This window comes from Spirosoma lituiforme, from assembly GCF_054776635.1.
Genome location: NZ_BAAHBO010000001.1, coordinates 1,140,776 through 1,163,964, shown reverse-complemented (window position 1 = coordinate 1,163,964; position 23,189 = coordinate 1,140,776). Strand labels below are relative to the sequence as shown.

The window sequence follows — 23,189 nt, the reverse complement described above, 5'->3', positions numbered from 1 at the left end:
CCTAACTTGCTTCGGTGTAAAGCTAAAACGTTTTGGTTAGCGAGCATACAGCGATCGTAATCCGTCAAGGAGTGTCGTTGGCTTTCGGCCCAACAGCCTTTCCAGATCAGAGCTGACAAGATCTTCCTGCCCATGGGCAATGTCCATGACAAACCCGGTAATCCGCCGAGCCACTACCTCCGGCAGACCGCGTTGGATTAGTCCGGTTTCGAACGTAGCGGGGTCGGCGGGGGAGTAGACGACCGACTGGCCGGATAGCTTGGTCAGGGCATCGGCTATGTCATAAAACGAGTAAGACTCACCGCCTGTCAGGCAATACGTTATGCTGCCCTGATCGTTCTTGACCAAAGCATTCGCTATCGCTTCACCCATCTCGCTTCGTAGTGCCAGAGCAACTCTACCCTGCCCAGCCGGCAGATTAATACCCCGCTCAAAAACAGCCTCACCGCCCACAAACTGGGGGATAGCATCCATATAGAGGATGTTCTGAAACAGCGTATAAGCCAGCCCACTCGCTTTAATGTAGTCCTCGGTCTGAAAATGCCCTTGCATCAGCTGGTTGACCAGCGTCGCAGGGTCTTTTAACGCCCGGCTCGTGTAGGCAATTCGTTGGACCCCCGCTTTCCGGGCTGCATCGACGACATGCTGGTGTTGACTTACCCGGTTTTGCTCATCCGTACCGGCAATTAACAGGACCGTTTCAATACCCTGCATGGCCCGATCAAGGGATATTTTATCGTCATAGTGACCTTCGTGTACAATTATGCCCTGGTCAACTAAATGATCGGTCTTAGTCTGATCCCGCACAAAGGCAGCAATCTGGGTAGGTGATACTTTTTGCAATAGCTGACGGATAACTGCGGTACCAAGCTGGCCAGTGGCTCCGGTTACTAAAATCATGGTATTATGTGGTTTGGTTACCACAAAGATCCGCGTTAAGCAACATCCGGACGTATCCAGATTATGGGTTATCGTAGCCAAATTAACTAATTAGCACAGGTGTGCGGTGGATTGTTCGTTCCCCGAAATATCCCTCGTAAGAAGGGATAGTAAGGTATCTTCGTCTCAACCAGGAGCGCTCTATAGGAAGTTTTTTTGACTAACTGTCAACTTAAGCAGTTGTCTGCGAGTCGCGCTACTTTGGTGGCAACACCACGTCCCGGGCTCGCTCCGGTGGGCTAACCCGCAATTGCTCGATTCTGCCTTCAACCACCCGGCCTTCCACCACTGTCTGATAGGGCGCGTGCAGCCGGAAGGTAACATTCCAGTTTCGGGGCCAGGCCGGCAGTAACCGGATCGTTTTGCCATCCGTTTGCATCAGCATTTCCTGCAGACCAATCATACCCGAGCCCCCCCAGTTATGGTCAGGTGTCCAGTCGAAGCCCGGACCCCAGAACGCCGGAAAACGCCGACCCGAATTTTTTAGCTTCAGCATGGTGAGCCGGGCCGCTTCCTCCGTCAGTCCCAGCCGGGCGCAGAAAATATTATCCTGCTTCCAGCCCACGTAACCCTTGACTTTGGCCGCTTCGGTATCGTAGAGCCACGTATTCAGGGCTAGTTCAAAGCCAGGCTTACCCAGTCCGTACAGACTGTAGGGAAATAGGGGGTACAACTGTGGGATTTCGGTGTTGTTGATGCGATCCCAGGCCACGGCGGGGGCAATGGTGGGATGGCCCTGCATCATCCGGGTCGGAATGGGAGGAATGCGATTGAGCATCGCCTGGTAGTATGTGCGTTTCGGAGCTGGCAAATAGGATTCGGGTAACTCCAGTAGCCGGGACAATACGGCCCGCAGGCCCGCCACCGTGGTCACCGCGTTGTAGGCGGTTTTGTAGGTTTCCGCTGCGCTGCCCGGATACAACACGAGGTGGCCCTGCTCGTCCAGAGAGTTGGGGCTACGCCTGGCTTGCTGCTGCTGATAATGCTGATCGAAGAACGTAACGCTGCTCTCAATCAGTGGTAAATAAGCCGTAATGTCCTGCCCGCTAAAGCGCTCAGCGTCGAGAATCATCAGGCAGAACTCCAGTACAGTGTCCCAGCTGTAGGCCAGCCAGTTATTGTAGTCCACACCCGGATCGTAGGTAACCGGGCGTGGACTAGTGAATATATACTGGTTAGCCAGGTACTCAAAAGCCTGGGGCAACCCAAAGTTTTCGAGCTGTTCACCAAAGCACGCCCCGCCGTGTCCCCAGTAAAAGCGGCTTCGGCGCTCGGCTGTGGGTAAAACGCGCTGGTAGAAGTCAAACTGCGGCTTCATCAGGTCCACATCTCCGCTTTTGAGCAGAGGCCAGTACACCAGGCGCTGGTTCTGTGCGGTGAAGGTGCCCCCGCCCCAGGCCCGGAAGTCGGGCGAAAACGCCAGTTCGGGCTTGACAAAAATGGGGTCGTAGGTAAACAGCCCCCCGTTGAACTTAGTCGGATAGGTGCCATACGCATTGCAGCCCAGCATGTAGCGAAACAACTGATAATTACGCCCTACCTGCCAGGGAATCGCACTGGTATCGGCCTGTTCAGACTGGATACGAATGTAACTGCGCTCCCAGAACTGTTGCCACCAGTATTGAGTACGGGCGTGGGCGACGCGGGCGGTTTGCCTGGTTTCCTCCAGCCGGTGCTCCAGCCCCCGTTGCCAGTCGGCAATTGTTGCGGCCTGATTCTGGTGAAGGACCAGCGTAATCTTGATCGCCCGGTCCGGTTTACGGCTTTTCAGGTGCCAGCCTGTGAAGGGTGTTTGCTGGTAAATACCGGAAGAAAATCCATTGGCAATCATGTTGGACCCCTTGAGTTCTCCCCCAAAGGTCAGGTTGCTGAGTGGATTCCAGAGACTGTCCTTCAGAGAAGCCAACCCCTGCTGATGAACGGTATAATCGAAGACAGTTGAATCCTGGTTTCGGTGGTAAAAACGGAGCGCGTTGCCCTTAAACACTATTTCGTCCCGTCGTTGCACAATGCTCAACCCCGGCAGCGTCTTGTAAGACGTGGCCGGCCCTTCCTGGCTAGTCAACACACGATCCTGGGTGCGCCAGCTTTCGTAGCTGACTTGGGCGGTCAGAGGCTGAGTGCTGGTCAGATCCAGGTGTACGACAGGTCGAAATACATCGACCCAGACGGTTACCACAACCGTTTGCTTGCCCTGTCTTCCTGTTACCCGCACAGACCCTGTTTGGAGATCGAGTTCCTGCCGGAAGCTAGCTTTTGGCGTGAATGGATTAGGGCTGAGCCGAAGGCGAAGTCGTCCCAGTTTGAGCAACGCATTGTTTTCGTCAAATGTGCCGCTACGGGATACGTACAGAAGCAGATCATTCTTTTCGACCCAGACATTAAGGCCAATATCTCCCCCGCCACACGGCATCGACTCTCCCGAATGAGCGCTTTGCGATGTCCAGACGACGTTGTAGCTGGCTACCGATGGCGATTGGGCCTGAGCGGTCCCAAAGGCGATTAAACTGAACCCCCTGAGCAGGGTGCTAAACCAGATACGGGCTGAAAGTCGCAAGGTGAATAATGATAGCTTCATAGAAACAGAATCAGGTCGCTACCTCCATCCGTTGGCCAGCGATAATGATGGTAAGTGCCGACCGGAACGCCCAGCTATCGGTCAACAGTAGGTGATTTTGATTATCGCAGAGAGCAAAAAAAGTCGACTTGGCGGATTGCGAGGTTCAAAAAAAACGGGCTAACAGGGAGCCAATTTGCACCGTGTATCCATGGGTAACTTTCTTTATCAGCCTGCGCTGTCAATGGTTAACCGGGTTTCAATAGTAACGATTTTTCGACCGAGTTGCCTCGAAAAAAGAGCGTTTAGTTGAGTCTGTCAGGTGCAATCCAATAAGCAGGTTGGCCCTTACCAATAAATTTCCTACCGTCTGTTTGTTTCATTGCGTCTAGCGCTGACACACAGAGTTCACGAAGTCCCTCGCTTAGCGCGTACAGCCAGAGTCTAAAACTATCGTTTCTGGCCAACGAAGACAGGTGTAGGGATCTAAATGAATACCTGTTACGTCAAAAATCTGGCTTTTGCTGCCTGGATACCGGGTAATATGGGTAGCTTGGTCGTTGCCTATCAATACAATCTGCTCATTACCTTTGATTTGTAACCAGAGACTGTAACGGTGATTAGCCTGCGGTGGATGCGGTTTACTAACCGTCACATGGTAATTGGCATAACCACAAATTCGGAGAATAACTGTATTACCGTCCCCTATGGAGTAATTCACCATGAATAAAGAGCGTATTAACCTGTCCGGTACAGCTAGTATTTTTCGTTATCACAAAACATTGATCGAACGATATGGGGCTGGTACAACCCGGTCGCTGGGGTGGCTCACTATCGAAGGACAATGGGCGCGCTTCGAGACGTTAAGCCAACTAGGTGATTTGAACGGCTGCTCGGTACTGGATGCTGGTTGCGGACACGCAGACCTCTACCCGTTTTTAAAAAAAAGGTTTTCCTCGTTTTCCTATTATGGTTGTGAGCAAATACCTGAATTGCTCCAGGTCGCAACCCAGCGATACCGGCGCGAGAGCAATGTCGTGCTACTATCAGGAGATTTCCTTGATCCTGCTATCCCGGTGACTGATTTCGTGTTGGCGAGCGGCTCCCTCACTTACCGGTCTGGTGATGAAGAGTTTGTTTATAAAGCGATCGAGGCCCTGTTTTGCCGGTGTCGCATGGCACTGGGATTCAACTTGCTAAGTGGCGGTGTTGAACCGAACGCATTGCTGAGGGCCTACCAGCCCGATGAAATACTCCGCTTTTGTCGAACTCTGTCAAAAAAGGTACAAATCCGGGTTGGCTACTGGCCCAACGATTTCACCGTTTTCGTCTATAAAGACTGAATGTTGCAACCTTACGTATTCATCGGTATTTTTCTCTTCGATACGCACCTGAACGGTGCTGTTCTGACGGTCAACGGAGGTCAACCCGATAGTTTCTGGACCAAACTCAGGCAATAAAAACGGGATGCTGGGCAAGAGACTCGCTAAAACAACTCGGTACGATTAAGCCCATAATCCCAAGTAGATCCTGTGCGCTTTACAAGCTCTGGAACTGATCCCATTGCTGTACATGGAAACGAAAAAAGCACTTACCATTTCTGATAAGTGCTTGATTTTCAGTGGCGGTCCGGACGGGGCTCGAACCCGCGACCCCCTGCGTGACAGGCAGGTATTCTAACCAACTGAACTACCGAACCATTTTCTGATGTCTGGTTGACTTTAACAGCGGACCGTGTTTCTGTCTTCCTTTATCGTGGCACAAAAGTAGGCGTTTAGACTATTCAGTGCAAGGGCCCGCCGAAAAAAAATGTGATAAAAGTTAACGGGTTTAGCCTATGTATTGGTAATCAGTAGGTTTATGAGGTCAACTTTTTTTTGCGTTCTGCAACAAATAGACGGCTTATTTACCCGTAGCCTGCTTAATGGCCGTTACTTCGGTCGGATCATAGGGGGTTCCATCTTGCTTGAAGACCTCATGAAACCAGATGGCGGGCTCACGGCCGTTTATGTACGGCTTCTGCCAGCTATCCCACGGCAGGAATGTCTGGGTTTTACCCGCCACAAACCCCCAGTTGATCATGCCAACTTTCGCGCGTTTAGCAATGGGCAGGTGAGACTGGAATTTACTGTTGACGCCCCGAGCCATGTATTCGGTGCAGATAACTGGACGACCGAAGCTAAGCATTGCTTTGATGGTCTTGTCCAGCGCTTCCGGGCTTGAGTACTGGTGAAACGTGATAATGTCTGAATTGTCTACCTGCACTTTTTCCATCGGTGTCCATTTGGCTGGGTTCTGCCAATCTTCGGGCGTGCGGAAAACCCAGATGCCCGAGGTCAGGGGTTGGGTAGCGCCTGCTGACCGAGCCCACTGAAAAACATGCGGCAGGAGTTTTGTGACGATGGCTATTTTACGGGGTTTTGGCAGTTCTGTTTTGATGGTGTGGTTTTGCCCGTAACTGTTGTCGTTGGTGTTATCGGGCTCATTCCAGACATCCCAGGCCAGAATGCGCTTGTCTTTCTTGAACGCGCCAACCACACCTTTCACGTACGCTTCCAGACGAGGGTACTGCGACACATCGCTGAGAGCATCGGCCCCCGGACTCTGTACCCAGCCCGAGTTATGAATGCCAGGTGTTGGGTCATGCTGCTTGCCCAGCCTGGGGTAGGGGTCCCAGCAGGAATCGAACAAGACCAGCATTGGTCGAATGTTATGTTCGGCGCAAATGCTCAGGAATTGATCGAGCCGTTTGGTGAAACCGGCGGGGTCCTGCCACAACAAATCATGGAGAAAGACGCGCATGGTATTCATGCCAATCTGTTCGGCCATTGCCAGTTCCTTGTCTATTGTGACCGGGTCGAATGTTTCAGCCTGAAACATTTCCAGTTCATTTATCGCGTTGGCTGGGGCATAGTTGGCACCGACCAGAAACGGTTCTTTTGCATACCACGCATTCGCTTTTGCCGACGACCACCGGCCCGGTTCTGAATTTGGCTGCGCCAGGGAAAGCGTGGAAATAAATAGAAGCACTAAGGCTGTTAAGCGATTCATAACGGATTAATTAGGGTTACTAAGAACGGTTCATATGGAAACGAAAGGCAAACGGCTATTCATTTTCGGCTGGTACGGGCATGGGCGTTCTGGGAGCTGGCTTACCAAAGTTAGGTGAACCATCGGGGTTCCAGGTAAAAGGCTGGATGTAGGGGGCGCGTTTATCCCCGCAGCCGTCCTCTGCCGACGCGTTTGCGTGGTAGATCATCCAGTCCTGTTTGCCATCGGCAGAGCGGAAAAAACCACCATGCCCAGGTGCCCAGACGCCGTTTTCGGGAGCCTGGGTAAAGACTGGTCTCGCGCTCTTGGTCCAGCTTGTAGGGTCTAACAAATCACCTCTTCCGTCGTGGGCAAGCAGGCCAAGGCAGTAATCGAGCCAGCAGGCATTGGCCGAGTACACAATAAACAGCCGGTCGTTGTGAGCCAGGAATTCCGGGCCTTCATTGACGTATATTTTGGCGACTTCGCCATTGTTTTGCCAGGCCTGTGGCACATCGCCGTGGCGTTCCCAGGGCTGATCGGGTTGCGAAATCTTCACGCGTTCACCATCGATAGTCCAGGGGTTCTTGAGCCGGGCAATGTAAATATCCTGCCGACCATTGGTAGTGCCTTCCCAACCCGACCAAGCCGCGTAGAGTTTCCCTTTGTATTCGATGACGGACATATCGATCTCCCAATGGTCGTTTTTGTCGCCCAATTTTCCTTTCATCGTCCATTCGCCCTGTAGGGGATCGGGGGATGGGTTTTCCAGAATCCAAACCCGGTGCGATCGATTATTGATCGAGTCGGCCGAGAAGTAGATATACCAGTGAGCCTTACCCTGTTCGTCGGGAAACGAATGAATTTCGGGTGCCCACAAGTCCCGCGAATAAGGTAGGCCTTTGGGAGGGGTATAAATAACCTTGCTTTCGGCCGTGGCTAAATCCGCTACGTTTTTGGTTTTCCACAAGGTCAGGTTACGGCCTGTCGTATTCATGTAGTAATACCAGCCATCTTTCTGTAGCACCCAGGGGTCTGGCCCGGAGCTTTTGATCGGGTTGGTAAACATACGCTGAGCCAGAAGCAGGTGGCCCATACTCGCAAACATAGCAACGAGCAACAACCGTCGAACGAATGTCATAAGGTGGGGGAATAGTACAAAAAGATAAAGGAAAAAAATAGCTTTTTTAACCCTTCACTCCGCAAGATATTTAGCAGAAAGGTACTTATTCGTTACGCCGAATGGCTACCGTATCATTTCCCGACCCGTTGCCGAGAGCGTAGATGCCGGGCTGGATGTTGGGGTTGGCTCGTCGGCTGGCTTGGCAGGAGCGATGCCGGGGGTGGGGCGTTTGGTGCTGAAAAGCCGGTTAAACGAACGAGTGTACAGCAAACTGATACCGCCCCCAGTGGTAATGGTGCTGTTGAAACTGGTCTGGCTAAGAATACTCTGCTGGTTTCGATTGTACACTTTTGCCCGTAAATGACCATCGGGGGTTACAAAGTATTCGAGGGTCCATTCGCCGAGCAGGCTGGCTGCGTTGTATTGACTTTGGCCGTACGTGAACCCACCATCGCGGCTGATGCGCAGCCGATCGTTAAGGAGCCGGTACGAGAAACGAAGCTGTAAGTTGTTGAGCAGGTTATCCGTTTGTGTACCACCCGTAAACCCGCCAAACGACACGCCTACGTCCAGTTTTTCATTCAGATTTGAGGCCAGGCGGCTAATCTGGTTTGAGAGCAGTTCACTCACGCTGTTGGCTACGCCGGAGTTTACCTGGCCCTGGTCGAACAGGTTAGTTCCTTCGGAAAGCAACTGGTTGAACAGCAGCACGCTGCTTACCTGACGCGTCAGTTCCTGGTCGTTACTCTGAAGCCGTGATTCAAACGCCGTGACGGCCTGCCGGAAATCGGACGAGGATGGATACTCTTTGATGTCCAGATCATAGCTGATAGACGGAGCCCCTAGCTCGCCATTGAGTTTGATAACAAGATCGACAGGGTACCGGCGACTTTGATCGGCCCGGGTGTTGGTTGTGGTGCCACTGGTCGCCAGAAGCGGAGCTAGTGAGGTGTATTGGGTGTAAGCCGCTGTTACGTCCAGCAGGGCTCCATAGGGGTCACCCGTCCAGGTGATGCGGCTGTTCGGACGAATCTGGAATCGTTTATTGATAATGTTCTGGAACGTAAACGTGTATTCTCCCTTCTGAATTTCGTAATTACCCGTCATGGTAAAGTCGCCTTTCGTATCGACTTTCATGGCGACCCGGCCTTGTCCGTAGGCGCTGATGATGTCACCCGTCTGGCGATCCAGCTGAATTTCGCAGTAGGCATCGGGGGTAATATTGAAGTTAAAATCCATCTGGATTCTTGACAGATCCAGTTCGCCATCCGATTTGGTTGCCGTCTGGCTTCCGGGCTTTCCGGTTGTTCCGCTCGGGATATGGCTAACGAATCGAATCTGGTCATCGGCCGCTACGGATGTCGCTCCATCGAGTGGAATATAGATTCGGGTGCCTTTGTTACTGGTTACGTTGGCGCGGACAGTCAGGTTGTTCAGGGGGCCATAGAGTTCGGCCCGGCCCGTGACAACAGCCTGTCCATAAAAGGCATCATTGTCGGGGGCCAGCGTATTCATGATCTTGAAGTTCTTCAGATCGGCATCGAAGCCAAGGGTAAAATACCGAAATCCATCGTGATAAACTCCACCGCGTAGTAAGGCCGTATTGCCTTGCGGATCGCGCAGGGTGAGTTGGCGGGTAATGATCTCATTTTCGCCAAAGTAAATTTTGTCGTCAAACGTAAAATCGGCCTTGAGGTAATCAAATCGACCCCGACCGCCCTGTATCGTCACGTCGCCTTTCAGTATCGGCACGGCGGGTTTGCCACTAACCGATACTACACCATTGGCCGTACCTCCCAAGCTGGAAAACAACCCTTTCGTAAACGGTTCCAGCAGCGACAGGCTGGCGTTATTGACCCGCGCGTTCAGCGCCAGAGGATTCGTTTTTTGCTGAGGTGTATAGTTTCCGGTCAGGGTTACTACGTCAGCTCCGTTGCGGTTCACCCGGGCGTCTACGTTGAGCTGTTGCGCCTGCTGGTCCCATTCGCCCTGCGCGCGTATGTCGCCAATGAGTGCATTTTCGTAGGAAAGCTCCCTGACCGATAACGCGCTTTCCAGAATAGGCGTTTCGTACACGTTTCGGACGGCCATAGACCCATTCAACGTACCGCCGAGGGTTGTATTCAAAACGGAGTTAAGCGAGGCCAGTAGAAAGTTCTGAGCCTCTACGGCCAGATGTTCGGCGGTATCGGCGGAAATTTTGCCCGATGCCTGAATCAATTGATTTTCGTTCAGCAGCGAAAGGTCCCGAATGGTGTATTCGTTGCCAACTTTTCGAATCAGGCTTTGCGGATTCAATGTCCAGTCGCCATCCAGCACGCGCAGCTTCGACTGACGAAAGGTCAGGTCAATAGCGTCGCCTTTGAATCGCAGCTCGCCGTTCAGATCAGCCCGGTTTACGTACCGGCCCACGCTGTCGGCCTGCTCAATGCGACTCGTAAAATCAATATGATCGACGGCCCAGGAGGCTTCTGCCTGTAAATTACGCGTCGGTAAGACAGAGCTGAACAACTGCCGTTTCGACGTAATAATGGCCGAAGCCAGTACCTCCTGTCCATAAACAAACTTGGAGGTCGTCAGGTCGAGGTCGCTTTGGCCGAAGCCAATTTTTCCGAACCGTACCGAATCCGTTTTTACCGTTGCCGTCAGAAACGATGTATTGTCGACGGTGAAGCGACCTTCGAGCCGGGTAGCCGGTGCTACATAAACCGTCGACGTCAAAAAGTTGAGCAGGGGGGCCGTGTTCTTGGTAATCAACTGGTAATCGACCCCGTAGCGTTGGGTAGCATTGGCTGGTTTCCGACTGGCAGTACGAGCAACCTGACGTTGCTTGTGTTCATAATAGGCCTTCATGCCAGCGGCATCGCCCGCAAAATAAAGCTGGTACTCTTTGGCTAGTCTGGTCAAATCATCGATTGTCCGCTGGGGCTGGAACGTGCCCTGCAAACGGGTCGTCAGGAAATCAGAATCAAGGTCAAAATAACGCTGGGTACTGCTGGAGTCGGGTGAGATGCCAATCTGACGCTCGATCGTGGAAGCCAGGGTAAGCTTACTCACCGTTAAATTCCGTTCGGGCCGGTTCAGCGTCAGCAGCGCGTCGGTAAACACCGCACTTCCTACAATATCGTCGAGCTTGCTGCCTTCCAACTGGACATCCAGATCGGTTTTCACCACCAGCGAATCGCGGAGGTAGCCCAGTTCACGCAGATCAGCCCGGCCAACTACACCGTGCAGGTCATAATGGTTTTTGGCCCCGCTCAGATTGAATTCACCCTCTAGATTGAACGCTAGATTTGGATCGTTGATCGTTAGATTTCCTTTGAAAAGGCCGTTCTGCAAATTGCCATGCGTAACCACATTGTGATAGCCGTACCCCTGCCAGCCGAACTGACCCAACTGTCCATCAAAATCGATGCTGGCCCGTTTCAGATTCGTTCCGCGTCCGGTAATCCGGCCTTCGCCGTCGAGCTTGCCAAATTCATCGGGCTGGTTCAGCAACTGGCCAAGGTCTACGTTATCGCCCTTCAGGTTGGCTGTATACGTCGTTAAATCAGGCTTGGCGGAGAGTTTCAGGGCCAGATCTCCCGTTACGTTACCAATGCTTGTCTGGACCGTTCCTTTCGTTTTGAAATCATCGAAAGCGCCCGCAAAAGTAGCTTTGAACGTAACGACGCCTAGCTTCTGGATGGTCCGGTTAAAGGACGAGTCTGGGTAGTACTGCCGGATATCGGCCATATTGACGGTTGACGGCGTGAATGAAAAATTCACCGTCGTTTTATCCATGTCGGGCAACCCTTTCCAGGCCAGATCACCAGTTAACTGGCTGCGGCCGTTAGGACCAAACCGGAGATCGGTCCGTCGAAGCTGAAAGTCATTAACGGTGCCAATGAAGAGGCCGCTGAGCAACCAGGTCTCGTTCAGTCCCCGCAGGTAATCCGAAAAGAAACCTAAATCTCTTGACTCTACTTTGCTGTTGCGGAAATTCGCCTTTAAGAGTACCCGACTATTGAAATCACCAAACGCGGACGGTTTATCGTAAAAAAACGTCAGCTCGTTGCGGATAATCGAGTTGCCAATGTGGGCATACAGCCGCCCCAACTCCATTTTGGTGTTGCAGTAGAGAAAGCGCGTGTCCAGCTGCCGTATTTTGATCCGGGAGTCACGGTCAATGCCCGACAACCCCTTGGCATCGAACGCAATCGTGTCGCCCAGCACCAGAAAATCGCTGACTTCAGCGGTGAGGTGCTGAAGCGTAAAGTGATTGTAGTCGAAGCTGGCCCGGTTGCGCATAAACGGTTCGCGCGGGTCTTCGAGGGTATACGCGCCCTCAACCAGGTGAATGTGGCCAATGGTGAACGGCACGTTCTGGTTAGGTATGCTGGGTTTGGTTGGGTCAGACGTTAGGGCTTCAATCCGGGCAATGAACTCGTCGAGGTTGGTATCGCCATTTTTCGGATTTTTGATCATCCGGACATCGGGTTTGTACAAAACCACTTCATCCAGGTGAATATTATGGGCCGATGAGTCCAGTAAATTTTTAAGGTTATAGTCGGCATCGATCCGCTTCACCGTAATCATAGGTCGTCCCTGACGGTCCCTGATTTGAACGCCTTCGAGGGTCAGCGAATCGAACCATTTGATCGAAACACCGTCAATATCAACTGGGAATAGGAGTTTGGCCGATAGCCATTCGGCCCCTTTCTGGGCCAGACGGGTTTGTACGGCCGGAAGCTGGAGACTCAGTAAAATGCCCAATGCCAAACCGAGTACCGTGAGGACCAGGCAGAGCAGTGTTTTAAGAAATATGGCGAAAAACTGACGCATCCGGGGTGGAAATGCCTAAGCTACAACAAATAACGAAAAATGAGTACACCTTCGACTGTATAAACGAGTGAACGGTTTAATCACAACTTCCATTGTTGTATGATAGAAATCATTATCCATTAGTTTTGTACGGTGAACATTTTAGCCATTGAGTCCTCCTGCGACGAAACGTCGGCGGCAGTTTTAGCCAACGGGCACCTTTTGTCGAACGTAATTGCCACTCAGTTAATTCATGAACAATACGGCGGAGTTGTGCCTGAGTTGGCCTCAAGGGCTCACCAGCAGCACATTCTGCCCGTAGTTGAGCGGGCCTTGGCCGACGCAAATCTACCGAAAAATGAGCTATCGGCCATTGCTTTTACGCGCGGACCCGGTTTGCTGGGTTCGTTGCTGGTAGGAACGTCCTTCGCCAAAGCCATGGCCCTGGGTCTGAACATTCCGCTTATTGAAGTAAACCATATGCAGGCGCATGTGTTGGCGCATTTCATCGAAGCTCCCCGGCCAGCCTTTCCGTTTCTGTGTCTGACTGTGAGCGGGGGGCATACCCAGATTGTGCGGGTGGATGGCCCGCTCGACATGACAGTTCTGGGACAAACCCTGGATGATGCGGTGGGGGAAGCCTTCGATAAATCGGCCAAACTGCTGGGTTTGCCTTATCCCGGTGGCCCGCTGATCGATAGGTACGCTAACGAAGGTAATCCGCTTGCCTTCAGGTTTCCCATGAGCGAAATGCCTAACCTCGATTTCTCGTTCAGCGGCATTAAAACCGCGATTCTGTATTTTCTGCGGGACAACGTAAAAACCAATGCGGACTTTATTGCCGAAAATCTGGCCGATATTTGTGCCAGCATTCAGCACACGCTGGTGCAGATGGTACTGACGAAACTAAAGCGGGCGGCTCGGGAAACGGGTATTCGGGAGGTAGCCATTGCCGGGGGCGTTTCGGCCAATAGCGGGTTGCGAACAGCTCTTAGTCAACTTGGGCAGCAACTGGACTGGAACGTATATATTCCTCGTTTTGAGTACTGTACCGATAATGCCGCTATGATTGCCATGGCCGCGCAGTTTAAATACGAACAGGAAGAATTTACGGCGCAAACCGTTAGCCCAATGCCACGAATGAGTATGTGATTTACCGAACTACCTACCGACAATGACCATCTCTGAACTCTTAATCTATCCCATAAAGTCCTTGGGGGCTATTTCCGTAACCGAGACGGTTGTGGAGGGGAAAGGACTGCGTTATGACCGGCGATTCATGCTGGTTGACCCCAACGGCGATTTTATGACCCAGCGGACCAATTACCAGATGGCTCTGCTGAATGTGGCTATCAATGAAACGGCTGAGTTGCGCGTCTGGCACCGCCACCGCCCGGACGATGTACTGACGCTGCCTTTAACTATACCAACCCAAACCGAAGGTGCAGAACCGCCCCGCGAAACAATCGGGGTTACCATTTGGGACAGTAGCCATGTGCCTGCCCTGCTGGTCAGTGCGGAAGCCGACCAATGGTTCAGCCGCGTTCTGGAAAAACCCTGCCGACTGGTTTACATGCCCGAAACGACTCATCGGGATGTGGACCCGGCTTATGCCCGCGAGCAGGATGCGGTGAGTTTTGCCGACGGGTACCCGTACCTGCTCATCGGGCAGGCATCACTCGATACCCTGAATCAGCGGCTGGAGGAGCCGATCACAATGCTTCGCTTCCGCCCGAATATTGTGGTTGCCGGCAGTTTACCATACGAAGAAGATGCCTGGCAACAGTTTCGGATTGGCGATGTCGAGTTCTTTGGCGTCAAACCCTGCGCCCGCTGTGTATTGACAACCATAGACCCGGAAACAGGCCAGAAAGGGAGAGAACCACTGCGTACACTGGCAACATACCGCCAGTGGAAACACAAAATTCTGTTTGGCCAGAATGTGCTGGCCAAACCAACCGGTGCGCTCACCTTAGGAACCCTGCGGGTGGGTCAGCCCGTTAACGTACTCCAACGGCAGGAACCCTGGCTGACGCCACCTGAACCGTTTTAGTCCGGCCGGGTTACGTACTCGCAGGCAGCAACAAAAGTCCATCGTTGTGCCTGTGGCATTTATATCAACGCAGCGGAGCCTTTACCCTCCGCTCTATGACGAATTATAGCCTTTGTTTACTTATTTACGCAACGTTTACTACCTGAGTTTTCCCGTCGTTGTGGGAGCTGTCTTGTCTAACCGCATGGCTACGCGTCTGTCCGATGTTGATCCGGTGCACTGGGCTACCCCTATCGTATTGGCGCTGGTCGTGTTCATTATCTACACGACTGATCGGCTGCTCGATGTCCGGAAACACAGGGAGAATCCGGTCAGTCAGCCACTTACCGCCCGCCATCGATTCCATCGTACGCACGCTGATGTACTTTGGCGTGTTGTCGCTGGAGCGGCTGCTGTGGTTAGTATTTTGCTTTTTTTTCTGCCGGGTAGCGTCGTTAAATTCGGACTCCTACTGGGCGGAATTTGTGTGGCTTATGTCGGCCTGGTTTTTCGACTTCCCGCCCGCCATCCAGCCCTTTTACTGAAAGAACCCCTCGTTGCTGTGTTGTACGCGGCTGGTATTTGGGGAAGTGTGTGGGTGCAGCGGCCATCGGTGAGTACCATCGAAATGGTTCAGGGAGCGATGTTCGCGGGGATCGCGTTTCAGAACCTGTTGCTATTCGCTGTTATGGAGCAATACGAAATGCCCGGACAAATCCTGTTTTCGCTGGCTACAGCCTGGGGGGTGGAACGGTGCGGCCTAATTCTGCGCTGGTCGACGGTTCTCATTGTCCTGATGGGCTTTGGGATCTGTTTCCTGACCACCGACCGGTTTGCCCAGCGGTGCGGTCTGATGCTTTCCCTGATGAGCGTAACGCTGTACGGTATTCAGCGGTATCCTGCCTATTTTCTCAAAAATGAACGGTATCGCTGGCTGGGGGATGGCGTATTCTGGATGCCAATGCTGGTACTGTAAGCCTTACAATTGAATTAACGCTTGCTATTTATCGTATGCACATCGAACACATTGCCCTGTGGGTTCGCGACCTTGAGCGGATGCGAACGTTCTACGAAACGTATTTCGGGGTTATCTCGAACGAGAAATACATGAACAAGACCAAAGGGTTTACGTCGTATTTCCTGACGTTTCCGAATGGTGGTTCCCGTCTGGAAATCATGCAGATGCCGGGTATACCGGATACAAAGAACGACGCGCTCGTGCAGTTTATGGGACTCATTCACTTCGCCATTTCGGTAGGCAGCAAAGAGGCTGTTGATACGCTGACGCAACGGCTCAGAACGGAGAACTATGCTGTTGTCGGAGAGCCGCGCTACACGGGCGATGGCTATTACGAAAGTGTCATTCTCGACCCGGAAGGAAACAGAATTGAAATAACGGCTTAAAGACGGGTTGTTTCATCTGCCCCGGCTTTTACTGCCATGGGTTTGGCCTTCACTGTTTCTTTCACCTGTCGTTGCGTCAGGATGTCGAGAATGATATCAGTCATATATTCCCGTTTATTGAACACGATGTCATGACGGTTCTCAGGAAGAATGAACTGTTTTACTTTGGCATTGACCAGGTGATGCTGGGCAAATGAGACATTGGTGGGATAGACCAGTTCATCGCGTTGTCCGTGCAGCATCGTGATTTTTGCCCGAATTTTTGGCCAATCCGGCAAGATGGCTTCCAGTGCCTGCCGGTGGGCCAGTTTCTCGTCATTAGCCAATCGGAGCAGTGGTGGAACGCCCCAGTGAACAAGCGGACTGTCGGCAAAGTAGCTGATTGGGTACGTTCGTTCCAGACCCGGCCCTAGTGCCGACGAAACAAATACCACGTGATCGACCAGATGGGGGTTGTTCATCGCCAGCCGGGCCGTTACGGAGCCGCCGTACGACGAGCCAACAATCATTAAATAAGGCGCTTTCTTGTATCGGTCAATGAGTGGCTGTAGCAATTCGGCCTGGCGAATAATCGACGTCTCAACCCGACCAAAGTCGGAGTAACCGTATCCCGGCCGATCAACGGCTACCAGGCGGGCACGATTCAGGAGCGTTGTGTCTTTGAAAAACTCGTTGAAAAAAGACAAGGAACTTGGGGCACCGTGCACAAACAGCACAACAGGCCGGGTAGAATCAGCCGCTGGGGCAGGTGTTTCCATAAACCGGATGGTCCGGGGAGCCTGCGAGCCACGTTCGGCGACCTGGTAGTAATGAACAACAGGACGGATCGATTGCCCCCTGAATTCTTCTGCCAGTTCCTGATCCGTCTGCCGGGAATCGACGAACCAGGCTGCAACAAGCACACCAACGGTCAGAACGAGTAGAGTCAATAGGGCCCAGCGAAAAATTCGGGTGAATAGTTTCATAACTTCCTTGTGTACCAATTATAACTCGCAACCCCCGGCTAAAAGTTTAACGATTTGTTGCTTGGCTCGTTCGAGATTATCTATTGGTACAGTCATTTCCAGCGAAAAAGCAGGAACATTCTCTCTCCGCAACAGCGATACAACGCAAATCAGCAGGTCTTTACGAATGTAGGCGTTAGCCTGCTCTCGTAAAGACCTGCTGACAACTAATCTTAAGATTAACACCATCCGCTACTGATTCCTTGTCGTATCGGGCGGGGTTGTTGGGTCTGGGGTGGGCGCAACAGGAACGAATGTAGAATCGCTTATTTCGCCCGAAGTATCGGTTGAGTCAGATTCCGACGTCGTTTCTTCATCACCGGAGTAGCCACAGTTCATGTATTCTTTCGTAATACCATCCGCCTTGGGGAAGGGGCCCTGCAAACTCTTGAATTTAGGGTCACGGTACACCTTTTCTAAGAAACTACCCACCAGCGGCAGGGCCGTTTTGGCGCCTTCGCCCAGGTCGGTAGAGCGGAAGTGGATGCTCCGGTCATCGCCCCCTACCCAGGCCCCCACAATCAGGTTGTTGGATACGCCCACGAACCAGCCGTCGGAGTTGTTGGATGTCGTTCCGGTTTTGCCCCCCATTTCATTGTGGTTTTTGAACAGGTCGAACGACCAGAGATTCTGCGATGTACCCCCCGATTCCTGCAGGCCACCCTGGAGCATGTAGCGCATGAGAAACGCCGTCTCGGAACTGATCGCTCGTTTGTGCTGGCTGGTGAAGGTTTCAATGACGTTGCCATCCCGGTCTTCGATTCGCTGAACAATAATCGGCTCGGTCGATTCGCCGTCATTGACGAAGGTGCAATAAGCAGCAACCAGCTCATAAAGAGATACATCGGATGAACCCAGCCCAATAGAAGGGACGGCTTCCAACCGGCTTTTAATGCCCATGCGGTGCGCGTACTGCGCTACCCGTTCGGGAGTGACCCGGTCGGTTAGCTGCGCTGTAATGGAGTTTACGGAACGCGCCATGGCCCGGCGCAAGGTCATATTCGAGTAGGAGTAGTAGCCTGTTGAGTTCTTCGGCTCCCATATTTTGTCCTCGCCATTTTCGCGGTATTCTTTCCGGAAGGGCCTGTCCTGAATCCGGTCGCAGGGGCTGAGGTTGATGAGCGTATCATCAATAGCGGTCGTATATACGAACGGCTTAAAGGTTGAACCGGGCTGACGTTTTCCCTGCTTCACGTGGTCGTACTTGAAGTAGTCGTAATCCAGACCACCCACCCAGGCCCGGATATAGCCCGAACGGGGGTCCATCGCCACCATACCCGATTGCAGGAAGCGTTTGTAATAAGCGATGGAGTCGTATGGTGTCATCTCGACGGAGTCGTAACCCCGTTTGTTAGTCCAGCTAAACACCCGCATTTTGTACTTCACGTTTTTCATGTAGTACATAATGGAATCAGGGTAAAGCGGTAGAAAACGTCGGCTCAGACTTTTATAACGTTCAGTGCGACGAGCAACGGAATCAATAAAGCCCGGAATTTCATCTCCGTCCTCGTTCGTCCAGGGCTTTCGATCCCGCCAGTGGTTATCGAACGAACGCTGGAGCTGCTTCATTTTTTCGCTGGTTGCTTCCTCGGCGTAAGTCTGCATCCGCGAGTCGATGGTAGTTATGATGCGTAGCCCATCGGTGTAGAGATCGTAGCCGTTTTCTTCGCCCCACTTTTTCACATAATCTTGAACAGCATTCTTCAGGTAGGTCGCGGGGCCGGAGTAAGGGTTCTCGGGCGTAAACTCGGTAACAAGTGGCAGGGCACTGATGGAGTCGGCCTGGTTTTTTGTCAGGAATTTGTACTTAGCCATCTGGCCCAGCACCACATTTCGGCGTTCGCGGGAGCGTTGCGGATTTTTAAGCGGATTGTAATTCGTCGTCGCCTTCTGCAGACCAACCAATACCGCCCCTTCCTGAACATTCAGGCTATCGGGTGCTTTGTTGAAAAAAGTACGGGCCGCCGTTTTAAGGCCGAACGCATTACTGCCAAAATCGACCGTATTAAAATAGTAGGTGATGATCTCGTCTTTCGAGAAATTCCGCTCCAGCTTGAGGGCCATCAGCCACTCTTTCGATTTATAAATAACTTTTCGAATGAATGGAATGCGGGTCAGTAAGCCCGTACTGGTTTTCCGACGGGTTTTAAAGAGATTCTTTGCCAACTGCTGGGTAATGGTTGATCCACCTCCGTCACGACCGAAGCTAATCATGGCCCGGCCAATAGCCCGGGGATCGACGCCACTATGGTCGTAAAAACGAACATCTTCGGTGGCAACCAGCGCGTTGATCAGCTGCTTCGGAATATTTTCGTACTTGATCGGTGTTCGGTTCTCGGCGTAAAATTTGCCGATCATCACCCCATCCTGCGAATAGATTTCCGACGATTGGTTGAGCTTTGGGTTTTTCAGCTCTTCAACGCTCGGCATAGCCCCCGTTAAGTACAGGAAGTTATAGTTCAGGACAAATACGTACATCCCGAGGGCCAGCGAAAGCCAGAGAACGCCTTTCGTGCCGTTTTTGAGGACAGGGTAATACCAGGAATCGGGATTGATGTACCGATGAACAAACGAACGAAACTGATTGTGGTAGCCACGGTATGTACGAACCCATGTATTGACGCGCTCTTCACCCGCGACGCGCACTAGGTGATGGCCAACTCTACGCCTGACATTGCCTGCTAATTTCTGGCGTCGTCTAAATTCGCCAAAAGCGTGTCGAACAGCGCGGAATCGCTCCCTGTATTGACTCATGCGTTAATAGTCGAAGAATAACCTAATTAATTCAGTGTTGGCATTTTTACAGTATGCCAATAGCCTACTTTCCCAAACGGGTAACTGGTGGAAATACACCCTGGGACAGTCCAGTCCGGACAAGTCGGGCTGGCCTCAAATATAACGCATTTTCGACCGATGTGATATACAAAAGCCGGGTCGCATGCACGGCCCGGCTGATTTTGACCCGGTTATTTTCAGGCGAAACCAGAAAAATAATCGTGGGAAAGACAGATCTTAACGTTACCTGATCTGATCAGGCTATTTTTTCTCGAATGTCATCGCAACGCCATTCATGCAGTAACGAAGGCCCGTAGGTTTAGGTCCGTCGTTAAACACGTGGCCCAAGTGCCCCCCACAAATGGCGCATTGCACTTCGGTGCGCACCATGCCATACGTTTTGTCAATTGTTTCTTTGACAGCCGTTTTCGCAATTGGCTGATAAAAACTTGGCCAGCCCGTACCCGAATCAAACTTCGTATCTGACGAAAACAGCGGGCTATGACAGCCAGCACAGTAAAACGTACCATGGTCATGAATATCGTTAAGCGGGCTGGTAAACGCCCGTTCGGTACCGTGTTCGCGCAACACGGTAAACTGACTGGGCGTCAGTATTTTTTTCCATTCGGCATCGGTTTTCACGACACGGCGTGGGGTATCATCTGTTGTAAACGCCAGAGCTGAAACAAGACAGGCCGACAGGACTAATGACAGGAGAAGCTTCATGTTAGTTGTGTTGTTTACGTTTTATCGGTAGGGGCATGCAACCCATAAGCCATACAGAGGCTTACGCAATTAAAACAAGAAAAACGGGTAGTACGTTCAGGCGTTTACCGGAGCAAGGGCCAGTAACGTGGAGAGGGTAGGTGTGGGGCTTCCTCCACGCTTCTCCACGGTTACGGCAAAGGCTTCAGCCCGGCCAACCGAACGACTTAGCTGCTGAACCAGATCGGGCGAGGGCATGGCATCGAACACGCCGGCATCGACAGGCTTCCCGCCCTCCATGTACCAGAGTTGGTACTGTTTATCGGCGGGTAATGGCGGCAACGACTGCACCTGTACCGCTACCTGATGGGTCTGGCTATTCCAGAAAACGAGCATCGATCCTTGCGGAGCTTTGTCATTTCCTTTCAACTCCAGCGTGCGGGTACCCGGCTGGCGCAGAACGGCTAACGTCTGGTCGTTCTGTGTCTTCTGATCGCGCAGCTGGCGGACTTCGGCCAGCATCTTGCTATTGTCGGTACGAAATGCAGCCAGCGTTTTCTGATTTGTCCGTAGCTGCGACAGCAGGAAAAAAGAAAACAGGAGCAACAATAAACCCATCGATGCCGCTACGATCCAGGTGGCCCGGAAGGTAGGCGATGAGTTAGTTGTTGTCGTATCTACCGGCATCGGCCGGACAATTGTCTCGCGCACAGGTTTTTCAAAATCGAGTTGAGCGAGCAGTTTCGCCTTAACCGATTCGGGTGGTTCTACACTGTGCAGGAGTGCATAGCTCTCCAGAACTTCGGAGAGTTGGTCGAGTTCTTGGCGTATGTCAGGATAGATAGACGACAGGCACTCGACCTCGCGTCGCTCCTGGTCGCTCACCGCCCCCATGACGTAAGACTCTAAGATACCAGAGGCTATGTATTCCGTGACGTTCATGATTTGAATAATTGCTTTAATTCCTGCAACGCAGCCCTGACCCGGGTTTTTACGGTTCCCAAAGGCAGATTCAATTCTTCGGCGGCTTCTTCATGGGTATACCCCCCAAAATAGACAAGATCGATTAATTGTTTGCGCTCAGGTCTCAACTGGTTAACAACTTCCTTGATACCAATGTGGTCAGGATTGGGTTGTTCCGTGTTGTGTTGTCGGTCAACAATATGTACGTTCTCTTCGTCGGTTCGGATTGCGGCAAATGGCTGCGTTTTGCGGGAGCGCAGGAAATCGATAGCGGTATTTCTGGCAACATTCAGCATCCAGGTGAATAAACGCCCCTTGCTGGCGTCGTAGGCATCCAGGTTTTTCCAGATTTTAACGAAGATGTCCTGTAAAAGATCGGCTGCCTGATCGTCGTCGCGCACAATGCGCAGCACAACACCATACAGAGCAGGCGAATACTGGTCGTAGAGCCATTGAAATGCCTGCTGATCACGCTGAGCAAGCTTGTCAATCAGGACACTTTCTGAAACTAAAGAAGACTGGCGTTTCACGAGGAGGGTGTTAAAGGAGCCAAATATATAGAGAATTTCAAAAAATGAGCTGTTCCTGGCTTCTAAAGTAATGTACTTGTGAAAGGAAAGCCCCGTTTCTCAATGGACTATGGACTATGCCGTAGAAAAAGGCAGGGCGTAATGCACTCATAAAATGCATTACGCCCCGAAATTTACCTGATCAGCTCAGGCTTTGTTCATTGCTTATCGAAAAGCATCCATACCTGATTTGGGCTTCAGCACGCTGTTTATGCTATACACAAGCCCGTTCGCCTGCCGGTTATCTGTGGCATCAACGGTGGCAGAGTTGCCCTGCTCATCGGTAAGCGTCAGACGGCCGTTCGATTCCTGAGCGGTCAATGTAGCACCTGATAAAGTTTTCAACTGAGCCTTGCCATTCCCCGCTTTAATTTGCTTGCTGAGTTCGTCGGGGCTAAGTGTACCGCTTACCACATGGTAGGCCAGCAATTGTTTAAGAGCCACCCGGTTACTGCCATCCAGCAAGGCACCCTGCGCGTTCGACGAAAGTTTCTTGAAAGCCGCGTTTGTGGGGGCGAAGAGTGTGTATGGACCACCACCTTTTAATGTTTCCCACACATCTGCCGATTGCAGAGCGTTTTGTAATGTTACATAGTTTGGCGATGACGAAATAAAATCACCGATGCTCGTGTTGCGGGCTGTACTGCCTGACTTTACGGCTGGCTCGGGGCTGGTCTTCATTCCCGACACTGCTTCTGCCGCACCGGCGTTCGAGGTAGCCGTTCCCGCGCTGGCCGAGTTACCTCCATTAGCATTACCCGACGAACCATTGGATTGTCCGCTACTCGCCTGGCCAGCGGGCGCGGTCATCGTGTTGGGGTTGCTTCCGGCACCGGTTGGGGCGTTTGTAACGTTGTTGCTGTTGTAATTTGTTGTGTTGCTGTTGTTAAGTGAAGTGCCCTCGCTGGCCGAACTCTTTCGGTAATCGGCGTCCTGTGTTGACGTATTGGTGGTGCCCGCACTCTTCGACGCCTGGTTGGTCATCTTCCGATTGCGTTTCATGGCTCGTTTCTGATCACGGGAGGGCTTCGCTGACGCTGAATCTGTGGTGATAGCTCCCTGTGGGTAGGTTGTTGACGTGGCCGTTCCTGTGGGTGTAGTCTGGCCCCAGCTAGCTGTCGTCACTAGCGCCGTTCCCAGCGCTAAAAGGCGTAAAGGGTGGTTGATTTTCATAACGTTGTCTGAAAAAAAATGAATCATGCATTCATCTTACTGCAACCGAGTATTACGCAAAAAGTTTAGGTGTCCGTATCTATTGTGTGGGTAAAGCGGGTAGATTTGCCCG

16 protein-coding genes and 1 tRNA gene are annotated in these 23,189 nt (G+C 52.1%); 5 read left to right on the top strand and 12 right to left on the bottom strand.

Annotated elements, in window-relative coordinates; all coding sequences use genetic code 11:
• Nucleotides 1-36: 36 nt before the first annotated feature.
• Entirely contained in the window at nt 37-900 is an 864-nt protein-coding gene (locus ACYU87_RS04965; protein WP_461132912.1) for an SDR family oxidoreductase, read from the bottom strand.
• A 235-nt stretch (nt 901-1,135) separates the two neighbouring features.
• Nucleotides 1,136-3,517, bottom strand: coding sequence for a DUF5703 domain-containing protein (locus ACYU87_RS04960; protein ID WP_461132911.1), 2,382 nt, complete (start codon nt 3,515-3,517; stop codon nt 1,136-1,138).
• Between the two features lie 701 nt (nt 3,518-4,218).
• Between ACYU87_RS04960 and ACYU87_RS04955 the strand changes: the two genes are divergently transcribed.
• Nucleotides 4,219-4,839 (top strand): class I SAM-dependent methyltransferase, encoded by a 621-nt coding sequence (locus ACYU87_RS04955; RefSeq protein ID WP_461132910.1) that lies wholly within the window; start codon nt 4,219-4,221, stop codon nt 4,837-4,839.
• A 279-nt stretch (nt 4,840-5,118) separates the two neighbouring features.
• On the opposite strand, the gene ACYU87_RS04950 is transcribed toward ACYU87_RS04955, so the two are convergent.
• The 4 genes from ACYU87_RS04950 to ACYU87_RS04935 form a co-directional block, all read right to left on the bottom strand.
• Nucleotides 5,119-5,195: transfer RNA gene (locus tag ACYU87_RS04950), tRNA-Asp, on the bottom strand.
• Nucleotides 5,196-5,398: 203 nt separating this feature from the next.
• Nucleotides 5,399-6,547, bottom strand: a complete 1,149-nt coding sequence (locus tag ACYU87_RS04945) for a cellulase family glycosylhydrolase (protein WP_461132909.1) — start codon at nt 6,545-6,547, stop codon at nt 5,399-5,401.
• Between the two features lie 55 nt (nt 6,548-6,602).
• Nucleotides 6,603-7,667, bottom strand: coding sequence for a glycoside hydrolase family 43 protein (locus tag ACYU87_RS04940; protein ID WP_461132908.1), 1,065 nt, complete (start codon nt 7,665-7,667; stop codon nt 6,603-6,605).
• 105 nt (nt 7,668-7,772) lie between these two features.
• A complete protein-coding gene (locus ACYU87_RS04935; protein WP_461132907.1) occupies nt 7,773-12,473 on the bottom strand; it encodes a translocation/assembly module TamB domain-containing protein in 4,701 nt (1,566 codons plus the stop codon).
• A gap of 132 nt (nt 12,474-12,605) precedes the next feature.
• Between ACYU87_RS04935 and tsaD the strand changes: the two genes are divergently transcribed.
• The 4 genes from tsaD (at nt 12,606) to ACYU87_RS04915 (ending at nt 15,888) form a co-directional block, all read left to right on the top strand.
• The gene (gene tsaD, locus ACYU87_RS04930; protein ID WP_461132906.1) at nt 12,606-13,604 is read left to right on the top strand and encodes a tRNA (adenosine(37)-N6)-threonylcarbamoyltransferase complex transferase subunit TsaD; all 999 of its coding nucleotides are present in this window, start codon (nt 12,606-12,608) and stop codon (nt 13,602-13,604) included.
• A gap of 22 nt (nt 13,605-13,626) precedes the next feature.
• Entirely contained in the window at nt 13,627-14,505 is an 879-nt protein-coding gene (locus ACYU87_RS04925; protein ID WP_461132905.1) for an MOSC domain-containing protein, read from the top strand.
• Nucleotides 14,506-14,689: 184 nt separating this feature from the next.
• Nucleotides 14,690-15,460 carry a hypothetical protein gene (locus ACYU87_RS04920; RefSeq protein WP_461132904.1) on the top strand — a complete coding sequence of 257 codons (771 nt, stop codon included), beginning with the start codon at nt 14,690-14,692 and terminating at the stop codon, nt 15,458-15,460.
• 35 nt (nt 15,461-15,495) lie between these two features.
• The gene (locus ACYU87_RS04915) at nt 15,496-15,888 is read left to right on the top strand and encodes a VOC family protein (protein ID WP_461132903.1); all 393 of its coding nucleotides are present in this window, start codon (nt 15,496-15,498) and stop codon (nt 15,886-15,888) included.
• On the opposite strand, the gene ACYU87_RS04910 is transcribed toward ACYU87_RS04915, so the two are convergent.
• From ACYU87_RS04910 to ACYU87_RS04885, 6 genes are all read right to left on the bottom strand, one after another.
• Nucleotides 15,885-16,853: an alpha/beta fold hydrolase gene (locus ACYU87_RS04910; RefSeq protein WP_461132902.1), complete on the bottom strand. Its 969-nt coding sequence runs from the start codon at nt 16,851-16,853 to the stop codon at nt 15,885-15,887. The two genes, ACYU87_RS04915 and ACYU87_RS04910, sit on opposite strands and share 4 nt — an antisense overlap.
• A 231-nt stretch (nt 16,854-17,084) precedes the next feature.
• Nucleotides 17,085-19,646: a penicillin-binding protein 1A gene (locus ACYU87_RS04905; RefSeq protein WP_461132901.1), complete on the bottom strand. Its 2,562-nt coding sequence runs from the start codon at nt 19,644-19,646 to the stop codon at nt 17,085-17,087.
• 282 nt (nt 19,647-19,928) lie between these two features.
• Entirely contained in the window at nt 19,929-20,393 is a 465-nt protein-coding gene (gene msrB, locus ACYU87_RS04900) for a peptide-methionine (R)-S-oxide reductase MsrB (RefSeq protein ID WP_461132900.1), read from the bottom strand.
• Nucleotides 20,394-20,489: 96 nt separating this feature from the next.
• Nucleotides 20,490-21,314, bottom strand: coding sequence for an anti-sigma factor (locus ACYU87_RS04895; protein WP_461132899.1), 825 nt, complete (start codon nt 21,312-21,314; stop codon nt 20,490-20,492).
• On the bottom strand, nt 21,311-21,865 hold the full coding sequence (locus ACYU87_RS04890; protein WP_461132898.1) for an RNA polymerase sigma factor: 555 nt from the start codon (nt 21,863-21,865) through the stop codon (nt 21,311-21,313). Before ACYU87_RS04890 ends, ACYU87_RS04895 begins: the two co-directional genes overlap by 4 nt.
• Nucleotides 21,866-22,069: 204 nt before the next feature.
• Nucleotides 22,070-23,077, bottom strand: coding sequence for a fasciclin domain-containing protein (locus tag ACYU87_RS04885; protein ID WP_461132897.1), 1,008 nt, complete (start codon nt 23,075-23,077; stop codon nt 22,070-22,072).
• Between the last annotated feature and the right edge of the window lie 112 nt (nt 23,078-23,189).

Bases quoted from the DNA above. Each gene is read 5' to 3' on its own strand.
- ACYU87_RS04965 (WP_461132912.1), bottom strand. From the start codon at position 900: ATGATTTTAGTAACCGGAGCCACTGGCCAGCTTGGTACCGCAGTTATC.
- ACYU87_RS04960 (WP_461132911.1), bottom strand. From the start codon at position 3,517: ATGAAGCTATCATTATTCACCTTGCGACTTTCAGCCCGTATCTGGTTT.
- ACYU87_RS04955 (WP_461132910.1), top strand. From the start codon at position 4,219: ATGAATAAAGAGCGTATTAACCTGTCCGGTACAGCTAGTATTTTTCGT.
- ACYU87_RS04945 (WP_461132909.1), bottom strand. From the start codon at position 6,547: ATGAATCGCTTAACAGCCTTAGTGCTTCTATTTATTTCCACGCTTTCC.
- ACYU87_RS04940 (WP_461132908.1), bottom strand. From the start codon at position 7,667: ATGACATTCGTTCGACGGTTGTTGCTCGTTGCTATGTTTGCGAGTATG.
- ACYU87_RS04935 (WP_461132907.1), bottom strand. From the start codon at position 12,473: ATGCGTCAGTTTTTCGCCATATTTCTTAAAACACTGCTCTGCCTGGTC.
- ACYU87_RS04925 (WP_461132905.1), top strand. From the start codon at position 13,627: ATGACCATCTCTGAACTCTTAATCTATCCCATAAAGTCCTTGGGGGCT.
- ACYU87_RS04920 (WP_461132904.1), top strand. From the start codon at position 14,690: ATGGCTACGCGTCTGTCCGATGTTGATCCGGTGCACTGGGCTACCCCT.
- ACYU87_RS04915 (WP_461132903.1), top strand. From the start codon at position 15,496: ATGCACATCGAACACATTGCCCTGTGGGTTCGCGACCTTGAGCGGATG.
- ACYU87_RS04910 (WP_461132902.1), bottom strand. From the start codon at position 16,853: ATGAAACTATTCACCCGAATTTTTCGCTGGGCCCTATTGACTCTACTC.
- ACYU87_RS04905 (WP_461132901.1), bottom strand. From the start codon at position 19,646: ATGAGTCAATACAGGGAGCGATTCCGCGCTGTTCGACACGCTTTTGGC.
- msrB (WP_461132900.1), bottom strand. From the start codon at position 20,393: ATGAAGCTTCTCCTGTCATTAGTCCTGTCGGCCTGTCTTGTTTCAGCT.
- ACYU87_RS04895 (WP_461132899.1), bottom strand. From the start codon at position 21,314: ATGAACGTCACGGAATACATAGCCTCTGGTATCTTAGAGTCTTACGTC.
- ACYU87_RS04885 (WP_461132897.1), bottom strand. From the start codon at position 23,077: ATGAAAATCAACCACCCTTTACGCCTTTTAGCGCTGGGAACGGCGCTA.